We start from the raw sequence: 15,982 nt of genomic DNA on the forward strand, positions 1-15,982 counted from the left end.
GGCGCTTCGCTCCGCGCTCCCCCGAACGGAATCGTGCCCGTCCCGGACATGAGCACGCCAAGGCGGCATGGTCCGGAACGGGCACCGTGATCAGCGGTCGGGTGCGCCGATCGTCAGTATCGCCAGGAGTCGAATGCGGCGAAGGCCTTGCTGAACGCCCAGGTGGGCTGCGCGACGCCCGAGCAGGTGTTGGAGCCGGCGGTACCGGGGCATCCGCCGTTGTCGCGCTGCAGCGCCCAGAAGCTCATCGTCTGCACTCCGTGCGCCGACGCCCACTTCACGAGCGGAGCGGCCTGGTCGAGCGGGAACGTCTCCTCTGGGCCGTAGTCGTCGATGCCGTTCATCTGGACGATGCCGACGGTGTGCCAGAGTGCTCGAGGGGAAGCGTGCGGCAGGATCGTCTGCTTCAACTGGGTGGTGAGCGCCGTGGCGGCGGTCTCGGCGTCGGTCAGCATGTTGTGCGTGGCGCCGTCCCAGTAGTCGAATGTCATCACGTTCACGTCGGCGATCGACGCGTGGTACTTCGCGGCGGACTGCAGCACGGCGATTCCGGAGGCCGCGAGGCCTTGCGGCGTGGATGGCAGCGTGTACGAGAAGGACACGTTCCAGTGGTGCGCCGCACCCCAGCGCTCGACCTCGGCGATCGCCTGATTGCGGCGGTCGATGCCCGCCTGGTTGGTGATCGAGTCCGCCTCGACGTCGAGGTCGATGCGGTGCACCTTGTAGACCGAGAAGACGTTCTCGTACGCGAGCGCGATCTGATGCACGTCGGTGCAGCTGTCCGCGATGTCGGTGTTCGTCGTGTCTGCCGAGTAGCCGCCGAACGACGGGATGACATCTCCGCCGCGAGCGCGGATGCGGTTGAACTGCGAACCGTAGACGTCGGCCGAGACCGGCTTCGTTGTGTCGCCCGCCCAGTACGGCGTGCACGAACCCGCCGCCTCCGTCTGCAGGAAGGCGAGGCTGAGGTACTTCGATCCGGATGCCTGGGACAGGTCGGCGAGGTCGCCCACCTCTGTCACATCGACGTACGGCGCCGACAGGTGCGGCTGCAGCGGAAGACCCTCGCGCACGACCGTGTGCGAGGGCGAGGTCGGAAGCCACGGGTTCGGGCCCTGGGCGGGACTCGCTGACGCAGGCGCCGCCGCGGTGAACACGGCCAGCGCGGCCGCGATCCCCACGCCGGCGAGGACGGGGATTCGTTTCATGTTGTGCTCCCTTGCATTGCGCGTCGCGCGGACTCGAGCGCGTGACGCAGTGACATGAACGGCGGCCGGCGGGTTAGTAAACTTTGCTAACAAACCTTCCGCGTTTCAGCCTACTCAAGCCGGAGGCCCACGGACAAGAGAGTGTGGCGATTCCGATGACTCAGGAACTCCCGAAGGCCGAGAAGGCCTTCGTGTACGCCCACGGGGCCTGTTCGACGCCGGAGCAGGTCGTCTGGTTCACCGCTCCGGGGCATCCGCCGTTGTCGCGCTGCAGATCGCGGAAGCCCAGCGTCTGCACTCCCTTGCCCCGCGCCCAATTCACGAGGCCGGCGGCCTGTCGGAGGGTGAACGTCTCGTGCGCTCCCACCTCGTCGATGCCGATCATCTCGACGATGCCGACGGCGCCCCAGAGCCGCTCGTCCGATGCATCCGGCAGAATCGTCTGCTTCAGTTGGGCCGTCAGGGCGCTCGCGGCATCCTCGGTGTCGGCGAGCATGTCGTGATCATCACCGTCGCCCCAATCGAAGGTGAGGATGTCGACAGAGGAGATGACAGCACCGTGCTTCGCCGCCGAGGAGAGCACGGTCAGAGCGTCCTCCGCGAGACCGTGACGCGTGGTCGGCAGCGTGTAGCTGAACGACACCGACCAGTCATGGGCTTTGCCCCACGCCTCGGTCTCCGCGATGGCCTTGTTGCGACGGTCGATTCCCGTGCGGTTCGTGAGGGACTCCCCTTCGACGTCGAGATTGATGCGGTGCACCTTGTAGACGGCGAACACGTTCTCGAAGGCCAACGCGATCTGGTGCACGTCTGTACAGCTGTCGGCGAGGTCCGTGTGCGTCGCCGCCGCGTCGCGTCCGCCGAACGACGGGATGAGCTCGCCACCGTTCTTGCGCAGACGGTTCAGCTCTGCGCCGTGCACGTCGGCGGTGACCGGGCTGCTCTCATCGCCCGACCAATATGGGGTGCACGAGCCGCGGGATTCCGTCTGCAGAGCACCGACGGTGATGACATCGGCGTGGGCCTTCAGCGCGAGATCCGCCAGATCGCCAGACGATGCCACGTCGACGTACGGCGCGGCGAAGTGCGGGGCGAGCGGGGCGCCGTCGCGCACCGCCACCGAAGAGCCGGACTCCGCCTGCCTCGGGTCGGGCTCCCCCGCGAACGCTCCGGTGCCGGCGATCCGGGCGATGAGCACGACACCGATCACGACGCAGACGGCGATGACGGCGAGCGACGACACGATGACGATGACGCGCTTCAAGGAATCCCCTCGGATCGATGACGGGCAGATGAATGAGCCGGACGCAGAAGCTGGGCGACGCCTTTTTAGTTAGGATGCCTAACAAACGTCGGCCATCCAGCCTATCGAGCCCGAGGCACGAGCAGCAACGCGAGGGCCGCTCGATTCGCTCGGCGAGGAAGACGGCGCTGACGATACGGCGATGAGGGCGTTCGATTCGCCAACCGCCTCGACGGGATGCTAGTGTGGTGCCTCGGTTCGGAACTCGTTTCGGGCCGAAGAACGCACCTCTAGCTCAATCGGCAGAGCAACTGACTCTTAATCAGTGGGTTCAGGGTTCAAGTCCCTGGGGGTGCACAACTCAGCGAAGGCCACGCCGAAGAATTCGGCGGCGGCCGCCACCTCATCAAGCGACCAGCCGCGCTTGCCACGCAGCTTTCGTCCAAGAGCGCTCTGCTCGAGTCCAAGCACATCGCCCATCTGCGCCTGCGTCATGTGGCGATCCCACATGAGCATGTGCACGTTGCGGCCGACCACGATATCCATCGAGTCGCGTGATGGCGCTGGCTTCTGCTGCTGCATCGTCATATCCGTCACTATACGGTCAATTCGGTCAAACGGGTCGAAACTCGTGTCGACGTTCGTCTAATCGGTCATTTTGGCATACTGTATGCCGCATGGACACAGACACTCCCTCATCGGCGTACCTCACGCCAGGCGAGGCGACCAAGCTGCTGCCCGTCGGTACGAAGACCCTTAGCCGCCTCGCTGAGACGGGGCAGATCAGGTTCATTCGCCTCGGCGAACGCGGCCACCGTCGCTACCTGCGCGAAGACGTCGAGAAGATCGCAGGGCGTGCATCGTGATCCACCACTCAAAGGAGATCGACATGCCCGCACCCATCATTGACACCATCACGCTCGATCGCGGCGCCCACAGCTCCCCGGATTCGGGCACGTGCCTGCTCGAGGCGGCGAGCTTCGTTGCCGGCGAGCGTTTCAGCGATCAGCCGAAATGCGTCAGTCCCGTGCTCGGCGCGTTCGGCCGCAACCTGAACGACGTGCTCGACGACGAGACGCGTCAGCAGCTGCGCCCGTTCATCGAGCGCTTGCTGAACACGGCCGGTGATTCGGTTGCCGACGAGCGACGCTCGTACATGGCGCTCGATTGGCTCATCCGTGTCTACCTTCCGACCTGGCTCAAGCTGGGCGGCATCGACGAGGAAGCGATCGAGCTGGAAGACCTTCCAGCGATCGTCAACTACACGACCGCGGAGCAAGCCGGCCCGATCGTGCGCCGAGCACAGAAGAAAGCGGCTGCCGTGTGGGATGCCGCGGGGGATGCCGCGGGGGATGCCGCGGGGGATGCCGCGAGGGATGCCGCGTGGGCTGCCGCGGGGGATGCCGTGTGGGATGCCGCGGGGGATGCCGCGTGGGCTGCCGCGAGGGATGCCGCGTGGGATGCCGCGTGGGCTGCCGCGTGGGCTGCCGCGAGGGCTGCCGCGTGGGCTGCCGCGAGGGATGCCGCGTGGGCTGCCGCGGGGGATGCCGCGAGGGATGCCGCGAGGGATGCCGTGTGGGATGCCGCGGGGGATGCCGCGTGGGCTGCCGCGAGGGATGCCGCGTGGGATGCCGCGTGGGATGCCGCGAGGGCTGCCGCGTGGGCTGCCGCGAGGGATGCCGCGTGGGCTGCCGCGGGGGATGCCGCGAGGGATGCCGCGAGGGATGTTCTCAAGCCGACTGTCGTCGAGCTGCAAGCGTCCGCAATCAGCCTCTTCGACCGCATGATCGATGCCGAGGCGGCGTAACGCACCATGAGCGTCGAGTCCATCGCGATCGCCCTTCACCACTCGCAGGCGAAGGGCACTGCGAAGATCGTGCTGCTCGGTATCGCGAACCATGATGGCGACGGCGGTGCATGGCCGTCCGTCGCCACCCTGGCGCGCTACGCCGGCGTCGACCTTCGCAACGCTCAACGAGCTATCGAGAAGCTCGTCGACCTGGGTGAGATCCGTGTCGGCTATCAGATGGGCGGCACGGCTCGCACGCCCGCTCACCTGCGGCCTAACCTCTACGTCTTCAGCCTCGCCTGCCCGTCTTACTGCGACCGTTCCGCGCGGCACCGTGACATCCGCAAGCCGCTCTTCGAATACGCTCCCGAGCCCGATGCCCTCAACTTGTCCACAGGGGTGGCGGTGGCGCCACCGGGTGGCGGCAGCGCCACCGGGGGGGATGGCGGCAGCGCCACCCGAACCATCCTTTAACTCCTACCAAGACTCAGAGAAGAAAGCTCTAGACGTTAACGTGCGCGCGGGCGCGCACGGAGCGTGTGGCCACCCGCTTATCGATGAGCGCCACTGCGCCTTCGGGTGTCTGCCTGAGCTGGTGCTCGCATGAGCCGTCGCCGACGCTCGACCTATCGTCCGCGCGAATGGAGCACGGCGGCAGCCGTCTGCTTCGTCATCTCTCTGACCGCCCTCGCCGTGATCATCGACACGGCTCTTCTGCTCGGAACGAGGTACCCAGCATGGTGACAACCCGAATCATTGAGCCTGACGTGTGCTCCAAGCTCCGACGCTTCGCGGGCCACTTCCGCGACTACGCGCAGCAATGCACCACCCAGACGCTCGCTCACGAGTGTGCTCGAGTCGCTGCCCAGCTCACGTTCATGGCCGACCTGGCATCTGCCGGCGAGCGTCAGCTCGAAGCCGAAGCCTGGGCGGACGCGGCCTACCTCACACAGCGCCGCATCGAGCGCGCACTCGGGATCGGAACGGCGCTGTGATCATCCTCGACCCGGTGACCGGCATCGTCCTGGCCATCACGCTCTGGGCGGCGTGGATCGTGCTCATCGTGCGATCGAGACGAGGCCGCCGATGAGTCAACACCATAAGGCCGCGAAGTGGTCGACCACCTCTCGTAAGCTCCGCGCGCGCATGCAACCCACCATCGACGCAGGCTCAGCCGTGTGCTGGCGCTGCCGCGGTCTCATCGTGCCAGGCACGAAGTGGGACGTGGGACACGTCGAGGATGCCTCCGGTCGATGGACTGGACGTTACGCGCCCGAACATGCGCTCAAGCGTGACTGCCCGATGGGCGGCAACCGCTCGGCCGGTGGACGCAAGGGCGCATCACTCACCAACCATCGGCGCACACCGCGCCCGAGCGACAAGAGACTGCCGAGCTGGTGAGCGCCGTCCCCGATGCCGACGCCGCACCGCTCTGCGCCTGCGGCAAGCCCGTCTGGATCATCAAGACCGGCGAGTGCCGCACGTGCTATCGACGCCGCTACTACCGCGAGCACCGCGCAGCAGTAGACCCGACTCCGGGCCCCACACTCTTCGACGACGCCGCCGTGCTCGAGCACCTCCCACTGCCGGCGCCGGTCACCAAGGACGAGAGTCCGAGCACGAAGCGCGCGCGCCCGACCGCATCGAAGCGATCGACCACGCCGCGGCGCCGCGCGACCTCGACCGATGCCGCAGTTTCTGAAACGGCCTTACAACCCCCGCCCGTTGGCAGCACACTTTTTACCCAGATCAGCACGGATAACTGGGAAGAAACACGCGATCAAGTGCTAGCGCCGCAGAAGCTCACGGAGCTCGCCGGATCGGACCAAGACCGCGCGGCGTTCATTCGGGGAGGCGAGCTGCTGAGGCTCTGGGGACCACGCAAACTGCCGAACGGCATCGTGGTCCCGTCCATGCTGCTGATGCACGACATGCTCGCGGCCGGGCGTCCGAATAACGCCGCTCTGAAGCCGCGCCGATCGACCAAGAGCACGGGGGCCATCGTGGAAGCGCTCGGCCGAGCCGGGACCCGCGAGGACTTCCGCGCCGTCGTGTTCACCTCGACCAGCGGAAAAGCAGGCCGGTCCCGTTTTCTCAGGGATGTCGCGCCGAACATCGAGCGGCTCTACCCCGACCCGCGAACAGACCCGGTGTACCTGAGGAAAGCCGCCGGCCAGGAAGCCGTTCTGTTCCGCGAGACGAACAGCTTCGTCGCGTGGGCATCCACGGTGGACGACCTCCGAGGTGAAGCATTCGACTTCGTGATCATCGATGAGGCCGGAGAGCCCGAGCGCGACAAAGCGGAGGAGATCCTCGCATCCGCCATGCCGACCATCGACACTCGGCCCGGCGCCCAAATCGTCGCCGTCGGGACAGGAGGCCGATACCTCTCCGGCAACCTGCTCTGGGAATGGCTCGAACGCCCGGACACCGGAGTCATCCGCTACGCGGCACCGCAGTACACCACCGAAGAGGAGCTCTCCGCGTGGGAGCCCGACGACGAACACCCAGCCGGGCACGTGCGCGAGCTTGTCGAGCTCACGCATCCCGGCCTGAAGGCCGGCCTCACCACGCTCGAAAACATCTACTCGAACTACGTGACACTCGATCGCGAGAAGTTCGCCGCCGAGTACCTCGGCATCTTCCGCGACCCCGCGGGCGGGGGCGGTCTCATCAACCTCGAGCGATGGAACAGCCTCTTCGACCCCGATGAGGAACTGCCGGAGCCGCCGTCCCGTTTCTCGATGGCCATCGCCGTGCACCCTGACCAGACGTGTGCCGCGATCGTCGGCGCTTGGCGCGACGAGAAGGGCACGGCATGCCTGCTGGTGCTCGACCACCGGAACGGCGTCGATTGGGTCGCCGATCGGGCTGTCGCGCTCTCCCGCAAATACCGGGCCGAAATCGCGCACGACACCCAAGGACCCGTGATGGTCGAGGCCGAATGGATGCAACGGCAAAGCCCACGCCCGCGCCTGCGTCCATTCTCGTGGCCGATGGTGCGAACCGCGTCAGCCGGGATCGTGAAAGCCATCGACCAAAGCCAAGTGCACCACTGGAACCAGGAGCCGTTGAACGCGGCAGCAACCGTCGTCGTCAAGCGTCTCTCCGGCCCATCGAACTGGGCGCTCGGCCGGCGCGAACGCGAGGACGACATCACCGCACTCGAAGCCGCCGCGATGGCGCTGCACGCCTTCGACCAAGGACGACCACGCTTCACAGGAACCGTTTTCGTGTGACACGCCGACCTAATTAGGTCGCTTTGGCATATTTCTGCAATGATCAACCTCGATCAGGGGGTGCTCACGGTGGGACTGCTGAATTGGCTCGGCTTCGGCCTCGTGCCTTCAGCGGTCCCACCGCTCCAGATCGCGGCATGGGACGCGCCCGCCAACAACCTGGCCCCGGTGATGTTGCTGGAAGACCTGTTCGGCGATGAGGTTCCAAGCGACCAGATGCCCGTCAGCCGTCCCGAGGCCCTGACAATTCCGTCCGTCTCCGCGGGATATGCGACGCTCGTGAGCGCGTTCGGCAACCTCCAACTCTCCGCGAAGCGGAACGGCACCACGGCGGTGAAGCAGCCAACCTGGCTGACGCAGACCGGCAAAGGTCAGCAGCCTTGGTACCTGCGCAACAGTCGCACCCTGGCCGACTTCATGTTCCTCGGCTTCAGTCTGTGGCAGTGCACCCGTGGTGCCGACACGTTCCCGCTGAACGCCTGGCACGTCCCCTACGGCAAATGGACGTGGGACGACGACGGCACCATCCTCATCGACGAGCAGCCGGTGCCCGCCGAGACCGTCATCCTGTTCGAGTCGATGCTGCCCGGCCTGCTGAATACCGGCACCCGCACCCTGCGCCAGGCTCTCGAGTTCGAGCACACCGTCGCCGAACGCGCTCGCGTCTCCGTCCCGCTCACGAAGCTCGTCAACAAAGGCGACACCGAACCCGATCAGCGCGAGATGACCACGCTTCTCACCGGCTACAAGCAGGCTCGGCAATCGCGGGACGGGTCGACGGTCGCCTACGTGCCTTCCGGTTTCGACCTCGTGACAGAAGGCGAGCCTGCCGGTCAATGGCTGCTCGACGCGCGCAACGCCGTCGCTGCTGACGTGGCGAAGCACATCGGGGTGCCGGCATCCCGTCTCGGATCGACCAGCGCCATCGACTCGCTCACCTACAGCACCGAGCTTGGCCAGTTCACCGACCTGCTCACGCAGACCGCGCACTACTACCTCGACCCGATCGAGGCGCGGCTGTCGATGGGCGACGTGACCCCGAACGGTCAGACCGTCGAGTTCGACAAGACCCCGCTCGACAAGGCGCTCGACCCCACGGTGCCGCTCGCGCCACCGACGAAGGAAGGACCAGCAGATGCCGAACTCAAGTAAGCCGCAGACCGTCGAGAAGGTCATCCACCAGGGCGGCATCGAGAAGACCATCCAGGTGCCAGTCGAAGCGGAGGCGGAGAAGTGACCGCGCCGCTGCCTGCAGCGGACTCGGTGATCTTCGATGCCGGTCAGCTCGTCATCGCGTCCGAGGATGACCGGATCGTGACCGGGCTGCTGCTGCCGTACGGCGTGGAGGGTCACACGAACATCGGCGGCTTCACCGTCGAGGCCGCGACCATCGAGCTTCCCGCCGACCCAGACGTGGTGACGCTGAACGTGCAGCACGACCACGAGCAGCCTGTCGGTCGCGCCGTGCAGCTCGACGAGCGCGCCGATGGCGTCTACGCCAGCTACCGCATCGCCCGCACCGCCGAGGGCGACGCGGCGCTCGCGGACATCAAGTCCGGCAAGCGCCGCTCGCTGTCGATGGAGGCCAAGGGCGTCATCGTCCGGGCAGGCAAAGCCGTCGCCGGCCGCCTGTTCGGTTCGGCGCTCGTGGAACGTCCCGCGTTCGAGGGCGCGACCGTGCTGGCCGAGTACGACCCCGAGCACGGCATCGACGCCGCGCGCATCACCAACCTTCCCGACGGCAGCACCCTGACCGTCGGCAACGCGACCACCTCGACCACCGTGGCCGAGAAGAAGGAGCCGGTCGACCCGGCAGGAGGCGAGGAGACGATGCCTGAGGCAGTCGTTCCCGAGACCGTCACGGCGTCCGCCGTCGCGCCGGTCAAGTCCGAGACCACCAAGCGCATCGAAGCCCTCGAGGCGAAGTTCGAGGCGCTCGGCGGCAAGAAGAAGACGGGCATCACGCCCGAGCAGGCGTTCACCGTCATGGCGTCGCTCGTGCGCCGTGAGCGTGTGGACGAGAAGCTCATCGAGCAGGTGTTCCGCACACCGGAAAGCCTGTTCGAGGAGGCCCGCTCGGTGTACGCCGCGCAGACCAACGTGGACGACCCGATCGAGAACCAGGACCTCAGCCCGCAGTGGGTGGGCGAGTACTTCGGTCGCGTCAAGCCGAAGCCGCTGATCACCGACCTGCTGAACCCGCAGACGCTCACCTCGCGGAAGGTGCAGGGCTACAAGTGGTCCGACCTGCCGAGCGGTGCGTCCTGGGCGGGCAACGGTGCCGAGATCCACTCCGGTGCCGTGGACGCGGTGACCATCGACGAGATCCCCGCGCAGTACTTCGCCGGCGGCAACACCGTCAGCCGGGAGAACTTCGACTTCGGCGGCGGTCCCGCGTTCCTCGCCTGGTACTTCGGCCAGCAGTCCCTGAACGTGCAGAGCTGGCTCGACAGCCTCGCGCTGACCGCGCTCATCGAGGGCTCGCTCGACGGCGGCACGAACATCATCGCCGCACCGCACCTCGCGGCGGCGGTGGACAACACCGACGCGCAGGGCACCCTCGTGGATGCCGTCGTGGCGTTCTACACCGCCCGCCTCGAGGTGCCCGACTTCGTGCTCATGGACTCGGCGCTTTACACGTCGTTCCTGAAGACGAAGACGACCGACACCTACGGCTACCTGTCGGCGCTGCTCGGCATCAGCTCCGGCTCGCTGGAAGGCCTCACCATCCGGCCCATCCCGACCGCGAAGATGACGCAGGCGAAGCAGGCAACCGGCCTCGTGGGCGGCGCGGCGAAGGGCGGCACGAACCGTGCCGTCAAGGCGCTGGCCGGCGCGAAGCTCGGCGCGGACATCTACACGCTGCCCGGCTCGCCCTTCCAGGCCGAGACCGTCAACGTCGCCAACGGCCAGGTCAACGTCGGCGCCTACGCCTACGGCCTCGTCAAGCCCGCCAGCGACACCATCACCGCCGCCTACTCCGACGCCTTCTTCGGCGTCTACTGACCCGGAAGGAGGGAGCCTCTCATGGCCGACTGGTACACGCTCGAAACCATCCGCGCACAATGGAGGGAGGCTCCCTCCAACGACGACGTGCTGCAACAAGTCCTCGACGCGTCGAAAGCGTCCGTGCTCGTCTACGACAACGGGTGGAGCTGGCGACGCGACCCGTCACTCTCAGTGGACGGCGACGGCAACACCATCGACTTCCCCGGCGACTACCCAGAAGGGAAGGTGCCGAGCTCGCTCGTCATGGGCCAGCGAGCACAGGCACGCAATCTCTGGAACGCGAACCGTGTAAACCCGCAGAACGGCGATGTAGGCACCGACACGTTCACCCTGCAGCCTTTCCCGCTCGACTGGGTGATCAAGCAGATAATCCGCCCCAAGAGCCCCTTCGGGAGCTTCGGATGAGCGACGACATCAGCTTCAACGGCAACACGCCTCGCCAGGTGCTCACCACCGCGCTGGAAGAAGCCTTCCCAGAATGGCTCGTCATCTCCAGCGAGCGAGCACCAGACACCCTCGACCGCCCGGCGCTGGTCATCAAGCAGCGCACCATCGACCCGCTACCCTCAGCGCCGCTGTCCCACTTCACGGTCGGATTCTTCGTCACCGTCGTGGACGACTCCACCGACTGGGATCAGGCAGAAGACGACCTCGACACGAACGTGCTGCTCGTCTGGGCAGCGCTCATGGAGACGAAGAACGTCAACCCGTCGAAGGCCGAGAAGACCACGTTCAACGACAACGCCTATCTCGCATACGACATCACAACCGACCTCACGGTCAGAAAGGGGTAGGCGATCATGTCTGCCGTCGAAGTCGAACCGCTCTTCATGTCGAACTGCACCTTCTCGGTCGCATCCGACTCCTACGAGGCCGCGCTGTCCGGCGTGACTATCACACCGACCACACCCATCACGACATGGACCGGCCTCGCGCCCGGCAGCGTGTTCACGAAGGCCGGCAAGGCGACCTGGGTGTGCGCGCTCGACGCCGTGCAGGACTGGTCCACTGCCACGTCCCTCTCGAACTACCTGCACGCACACGAGGGCGACACGATCGCTGTCACCTTCGTGCCGGATGCCGACGACGACGAGTCCCCGACGATCTCGGTGAACCTCATCGTCGTTCCCGGCACCATCGGCGGCAAGGTCAACGCGTTCGCGGAGTCCAGCGTCTCGATGCCGTGCCAGGGCAAGCCGACCGTCACTCCCGTGTCGGGCAGCTAGAAGCCTGATGGCCACGTCTCTGCTGTCGATCAGCACGAAGAGCAGCGAGGCCCTTGACGCCACAGTCAAGGGCCTCCAGCTCATCGACAAGTCGCTGCAGACACAGATCCGGCGGGCGACCAGCAAGATGGGCACGCCGGAGTGGCAGGCCGAAGTGGCCGAACACCTGGCAGGCAACGACCTCCAGTCAGCCGTGCTCGGCTCATCGAACAAGGTGCAGGCCAGCAACCAGAACGTGATGCTCTCCTCTGGCGCGAGCACCCGGCGCATGCGCGGGGGTGCCACGCCAGCCGATCTGGCCCACTCCGAGGAATTCGGTTCCAACCGGAACCGGGTCACCGCCTACCGCAGGCGCTCCCGCAAAGGCCGCACGGCCGAGGTGCTCCGGCACACAACTCATCAGCTCATGCCGCCGTCACGATCCGGGTGGACCGTGTTCCAGGCGGCGCGAGTCATCATCCCGCGCATCGCGCAGCTGTGGGTGCAAACCACGATGCGCACCATCTACGAGGCCGTCGAGGGGAAGGTGAGCTAGTCATGGCCGGTAAGCCGATCGTGATCAGTGTCGTCTCCGACACGAAGCAAGCTGTCTCCTCGGTGAAGAACCTCTCCACCGAGTATTCCGGTCTCGTCGATCAGCTCAAGCAGCTCGGCCCCGACGGGCAGCAGGCGGCCGAGGAGCTCGAGTCCTCGATGAAGGCTGCGCAGCTCGCGACGCAGGATGCCTCGGATGCGAGCAAGCAGCTCGTGGACAGCATCAACAAGGCGAAGCTCGCCGCCGCGGAAGGCGGCCTCGACCTGTCGGCGGATCTGAAGAAGACGGCCGAAGCGGCACCGATGGCTGCCAGCGGCATCCGGCAGGTGTCCGAAGAAGGCGGCAAGCTCAAAGAGGGCCTCATGATGAACGCCGGCTTCGGCGTTCCCATGCTCGCCGAATCGCTCGGCTCCGGTGAAGGCGGCCTCGCCGGCGCCGCGACCGCGGCCGGTCAGGCCATCGGCGGCATGGGCATGATGATGGGCCCCGAGGTCATGGTCCCCGCCGCGGCACTCGGCGCGATCTTCGCATGGGTCGGCGCCCAGCTCGGAAGTGCCACCGAGGAGTCCGCCGCCTTCCAAGCCTCCGTCGGCTCCGACGTGGATTCGATGCTGAAGCTCGGCCCGACCGCCCTGCAGCAGGCAGACACCGTGAACAAGTCGCTGCAGTCGATGGCCGACAACAGCTATAAGACCGCCGACGGCACCAGCAAGAGCTTCCAGCAGATCCAGGACGATGCCAAGAAGGTAGGCGTCTCCGTCGTCACGATGATGCAGGCCTACGCTGGCGTGCCCGACGCCATCAGCAAGGTGACCGCCGCGTCCGCGAAGTCGAAGGACGCTATCGACGCCAACGCGCGCCTGAGCCGCGCTGAAGCCGAAGAACAGAAGGCGTCAATCGATGACGTAACCGGCGCTATCGGCGGCAACACCGACGCGGCGAAGAAGGCTGCTCAGGCGTACAGCGAGTACGAGAAGGCGCAGGAGAAGAGTGCGGCGACGCTCGAGAAGCTGACGAAGGCGGAGCAGTCCGCGAAGTCCGCTGCCGACGGCATGAACAGTTCCCTGCAGTCTGACCTCGCGTCGACCGGCTCCCAGCTCGATCAGATCCTCGACAGGTCGAAGAGCGACGCGGACGCGATCATCACGAACCAGCAGAAGGAGCTGGACGCGAACAAGCGGTTCCTGTCCGACTTCAACGCCGCGGTGAAGGACGGGCTGGATGCTGCCGGGCAGCAGTACGTGGCGAGCAACCGGGCCAGCTTCCAAGAGGTCATCGACACGTACGGGATCAACAGCCCTCAGGCGAAGCAGTTCCTCGCGAACGCGAACGCGCTCGGGCAGCAGCAGGGCAGCGACTTCGACAAGAACTTCACCACGTCGGTGGGTAACGCGCTGGTGCGGGCGCAGCAGATCATGAACACCCAGAAGCTGCACCCGGAGTTCGACCTGTCCGGCAGCTACGCGCAGGTGAACGCGCTCATGAACTACATCAACAACCAGCGCCCTGAGGTGTTCGTCAACGTCAAGGGCAGCGGCCCGCTGGGATCGAGGATCGGCTAATGTCCAGCACCTTCACCGACGCTCAGTCCAACGTCTACACGCCCGCGATCGTGAACACGCTGACCTGGAACTACACGCCCGGCACCGTGGACCACGACGTGCTCAACGACGCCGACGGCCGCCCGACCACCACCAACGTCGGCCCCGGCATCCAGCACGGGCACCTGGCCGTCGTGTTCGAGGACGCCGGAGACGCCGACGCGTTCGCCCGCGCCGCGCAGCTCGGCATCGAATTCACCGACCCCGACCACTTCCTCAACAACACCGTCCTGCTCGGCCTCGGGCCGATCGGCGTCACCCAGGACGACAGCACGAAGGCGGCGTTCGTGGTCGAGTTCGACTGGAAGCTCCTGTCGTGACCGTCCTCCGCTACGCCGCCGCCAACCTGTCCGTCACCGACGCGACGCCGGCCACGCACTACTACAACGTGGAGGGCGGCACGGTCATCTTCGATGAGTCGTGGACGCCGTATCTGCAGGCGTCGATCACGGTCACGCTGCCGATGGAGGTGTCTTTGCCGCCCGCGCTGGATCAGGCCGCGCTCGACGCGCTGGATCCGCGCAACGACCCGAAGCCGGTCGCGCTGCTGGTGTGCACCCTGTACGAGTACGACGAAGCCACCGGCACCCTGCATTCCCAGGCCGACGTGTCGGCGGCGCTGAACATCGAGTCCCGGGACATCGACTGGGCGGCCGGCACGATCGCGCTCGCGTTGGCGACCGACGAATTCAAGCTTCAGCAGGAAGCGAACAAGACCACAGACCCGGTGAACTTCCGGGCTCATCAGTCGTCTCTCGTGCACGTGGTGAATGACGTGCTCGCCGCGGCCGGTGTGACGGCGACGCTGGACGGCAACTCGGTCGACGCTGACGTGACCACGACAACGGCGCTCACGAATCTCATGACCGACCCGGCGACAACGTTCGTCACGTCCCCGCAAGGCTATGCGGGCGTGGCGTGCAGCACCGACCACACGGACACGACCTGGTTCGTGGCCGGCACGCACTGCGTGAACCTGTACACGCCGACCGCCGCCGAGTCGTATCTGCGGCTCGATCCTGGCACGGGCATGACGAACGGCATGACGGCCGGGAACACATACACACTGTCCGGGTACGGCAACGTGAAGACGGCGTGCTCGGGCACCACGACGAGCCCTGCGACGCGCGCCCGCGCCATCACCGTGTTCGTGACAGCGCCGTCGCTTGGCGGCACGGTCGAGTATCACTCCGGCCAGCTCCCGAACACGGTGGGCACTGCGGCGCGCGTGTCGGTGACGTTCACGCTGCCCGCCGACACGACCGCTGTCTACTCGCGTGCTTACCTCGGGCACACCACCGGGCAAGTGCGCTGGAATGCTTTCCAGCTCACGCAAGGCGATGGTCTCGAGACGGACGGTGTGACACCGCTCGCGTACTTCGACGGTGCGAAAGCCGCTGACACGTACTACACGTACGCGTGGGATGGCAGCGCGAACGCCTCCACGTCGACACGCACTCCGATCGTGGACAGGTCGATCGATTCGCTGACCGTGAGCCCTGGTGAGAGCTACTGGTCGATGCTCGACCCGGTGCTCGGTGCGGCAGGGCTGCGTCTCTTCTGCGACGAGGAGGGTGTGTGGCGGCTCGTGGACGGTCTCAGCTACGCGGTCGATGGGACCGTGATCGTGCAGGACTCCAACGCGACCGCGCTCGGTGACAGCATCGACCTGACCGACCCGGACGACGTGTTCGGGTCCGTGGTCGTGAAGTACACGTGGACGGATGCCGCAGGCAACGTCGAAACGTCCTACGACGCGGCCGGTACCGGCTCACCGACGCAGCTGGTGGAGCACGACAATCGCGCCTATCCGGGGCCTGGTGAAGCCGGCTACCTCCTGGCGAAGGGTCAAGGGCGCGGCCGGGTGATGTCCACCACGGCTCTGTCGGACTACTCCGCACGCCCGTACCAGGGTGCCCGCATCATCGCCCCGTACACGCAAACACAGACCGGTGTCGTCTCCCGGATCAGCTTCGACCTTGCGCAGGCCGAGATGGATGTCACCACGCGCGGCCTGATCGACACACCGGCCGGCGCCTGGATCCTCGCACCCGACACCGTGACGTGGGACGACGCGTCCGCGACGACCACGTGGGACGGCCTCGACAACGACTTCAGCAACCTGACCTAGG

18 protein-coding genes and 1 tRNA gene are annotated in these 15,982 nt (G+C 66.3%); 16 read left to right on the top strand and 3 right to left on the bottom strand.

Going from position 1 to position 15,982, the window contains the following annotated elements; translation table 11 throughout:
• Window positions 1-113: 113 nt before the first annotated feature.
• Window positions 114-1,208: a glycoside hydrolase family 18 protein gene (locus tag FPZ11_RS05145; protein WP_146318930.1), complete on the bottom strand. Its 1,095-nt coding sequence runs from the start codon at window positions 1,206-1,208 to the stop codon at window positions 114-116.
• A gap of 160 nt (window positions 1,209-1,368) precedes the next feature.
• Complete coding sequence (locus tag FPZ11_RS05150; RefSeq protein WP_146318932.1) at window positions 1,369-2,472, bottom strand: glycoside hydrolase family 18 protein; 1,104 nt, start codon at window positions 2,470-2,472, stop codon at window positions 1,369-1,371.
• A gap of 263 nt (window positions 2,473-2,735) precedes the next feature.
• Between FPZ11_RS05150 and FPZ11_RS05155 the strand changes: the two genes are divergently transcribed.
• Window positions 2,736-2,808: transfer RNA gene (locus tag FPZ11_RS05155), tRNA-Lys, on the top strand.
• Here FPZ11_RS05155 and FPZ11_RS20240 read toward each other — a convergent pair.
• Window positions 2,770-3,039: a helix-turn-helix transcriptional regulator gene (locus FPZ11_RS20240; RefSeq protein ID WP_146322716.1), complete on the bottom strand. Its 270-nt coding sequence runs from the start codon at window positions 3,037-3,039 to the stop codon at window positions 2,770-2,772. The two genes, FPZ11_RS05155 and FPZ11_RS20240, sit on opposite strands and share 39 nt — an antisense overlap.
• Before the next feature lie 89 nt (window positions 3,040-3,128).
• Between FPZ11_RS20240 and FPZ11_RS19170 the strand changes: the two genes are divergently transcribed.
• The 15 genes from FPZ11_RS19170 to FPZ11_RS05240 all read left to right on the top strand — a co-directional run bounded on the left by FPZ11_RS19170 (window position 3,129) and on the right by FPZ11_RS05240 (window position 15,981).
• Window positions 3,129-3,317: a helix-turn-helix domain-containing protein gene (locus FPZ11_RS19170; protein ID WP_168203737.1), complete on the top strand. Its 189-nt coding sequence runs from the start codon at window positions 3,129-3,131 to the stop codon at window positions 3,315-3,317.
• A gap of 23 nt (window positions 3,318-3,340) precedes the next feature.
• On the top strand, window positions 3,341-4,258 hold the full coding sequence (locus FPZ11_RS20410; protein WP_246846543.1) for a hypothetical protein: 918 nt from the start codon (window positions 3,341-3,343) through the stop codon (window positions 4,256-4,258).
• Between the two features lie 6 nt (window positions 4,259-4,264).
• Complete coding sequence (locus FPZ11_RS05180) at window positions 4,265-4,714, top strand: helix-turn-helix domain-containing protein (protein WP_146318936.1); 450 nt, start codon at window positions 4,265-4,267, stop codon at window positions 4,712-4,714.
• 129 nt (window positions 4,715-4,843) lie between these two features.
• The gene (locus FPZ11_RS19175) at window positions 4,844-4,984 is read left to right on the top strand and encodes a hypothetical protein (protein ID WP_168203738.1); all 141 of its coding nucleotides are present in this window, start codon (window positions 4,844-4,846) and stop codon (window positions 4,982-4,984) included.
• A gap of 23 nt (window positions 4,985-5,007) precedes the next feature.
• Entirely contained in the window at window positions 5,008-5,235 is a 228-nt protein-coding gene (locus tag FPZ11_RS05185; protein ID WP_210415958.1) for a hypothetical protein, read from the top strand.
• Window positions 5,236-5,637: 402 nt separating this feature from the next.
• Complete coding sequence (locus tag FPZ11_RS05195) at window positions 5,638-7,479, top strand: hypothetical protein (protein WP_146318943.1); 1,842 nt, start codon at window positions 5,638-5,640, stop codon at window positions 7,477-7,479.
• Window positions 7,480-7,518: 39 nt separating this feature from the next.
• Window positions 7,519-8,631, top strand: coding sequence for a hypothetical protein (locus tag FPZ11_RS05200; RefSeq protein WP_146318945.1), 1,113 nt, complete (start codon window positions 7,519-7,521; stop codon window positions 8,629-8,631).
• Window positions 8,632-8,712: 81 nt separating this feature from the next.
• A complete protein-coding gene (locus FPZ11_RS05205; protein ID WP_146318947.1) occupies window positions 8,713-10,485 on the top strand; it encodes an HK97 family phage prohead protease in 1,773 nt (590 codons plus the stop codon).
• A 21-nt stretch (window positions 10,486-10,506) separates the two neighbouring features.
• A complete protein-coding gene (locus tag FPZ11_RS05210; RefSeq protein WP_146318949.1) occupies window positions 10,507-10,893 on the top strand; it encodes a hypothetical protein in 387 nt (128 codons plus the stop codon).
• On the top strand, window positions 10,890-11,282 hold the full coding sequence (locus tag FPZ11_RS05215) for a hypothetical protein (protein ID WP_146318951.1): 393 nt from the start codon (window positions 10,890-10,892) through the stop codon (window positions 11,280-11,282). The genes FPZ11_RS05210 and FPZ11_RS05215 overlap by 4 nt, the downstream gene beginning before the upstream one ends.
• 6 nt (window positions 11,283-11,288) lie before the next feature.
• The gene (locus FPZ11_RS05220) at window positions 11,289-11,714 is read left to right on the top strand and encodes a hypothetical protein (RefSeq protein WP_146318953.1); all 426 of its coding nucleotides are present in this window, start codon (window positions 11,289-11,291) and stop codon (window positions 11,712-11,714) included.
• A 7-nt stretch (window positions 11,715-11,721) separates the two neighbouring features.
• Window positions 11,722-12,249, top strand: coding sequence for a hypothetical protein (locus FPZ11_RS05225; protein ID WP_146318954.1), 528 nt, complete (start codon window positions 11,722-11,724; stop codon window positions 12,247-12,249).
• Between the two features lie 2 nt (window positions 12,250-12,251).
• Window positions 12,252-13,811, top strand: a complete 1,560-nt coding sequence (locus FPZ11_RS05230; protein WP_146318956.1) for a hypothetical protein — start codon at window positions 12,252-12,254, stop codon at window positions 13,809-13,811.
• Window positions 13,811-14,170, top strand: coding sequence for a hypothetical protein (locus FPZ11_RS05235; protein WP_146318958.1), 360 nt, complete (start codon window positions 13,811-13,813; stop codon window positions 14,168-14,170). The genes FPZ11_RS05230 and FPZ11_RS05235 overlap by 1 nt, the downstream gene beginning before the upstream one ends.
• Window positions 14,167-15,981: a hypothetical protein gene (locus FPZ11_RS05240; RefSeq protein WP_146318960.1), complete on the top strand. Its 1,815-nt coding sequence runs from the start codon at window positions 14,167-14,169 to the stop codon at window positions 15,979-15,981. Before FPZ11_RS05235 ends, FPZ11_RS05240 begins: the two co-directional genes overlap by 4 nt.
• The last annotated feature ends 1 nt before the right edge of the window (window position 15,982 follow it).

Source organism: Humibacter ginsenosidimutans, assembly GCF_007859675.1.
GTDB lineage: Bacteria > Actinomycetota > Actinomycetes > Actinomycetales > Microbacteriaceae > Humibacter > Humibacter ginsenosidimutans.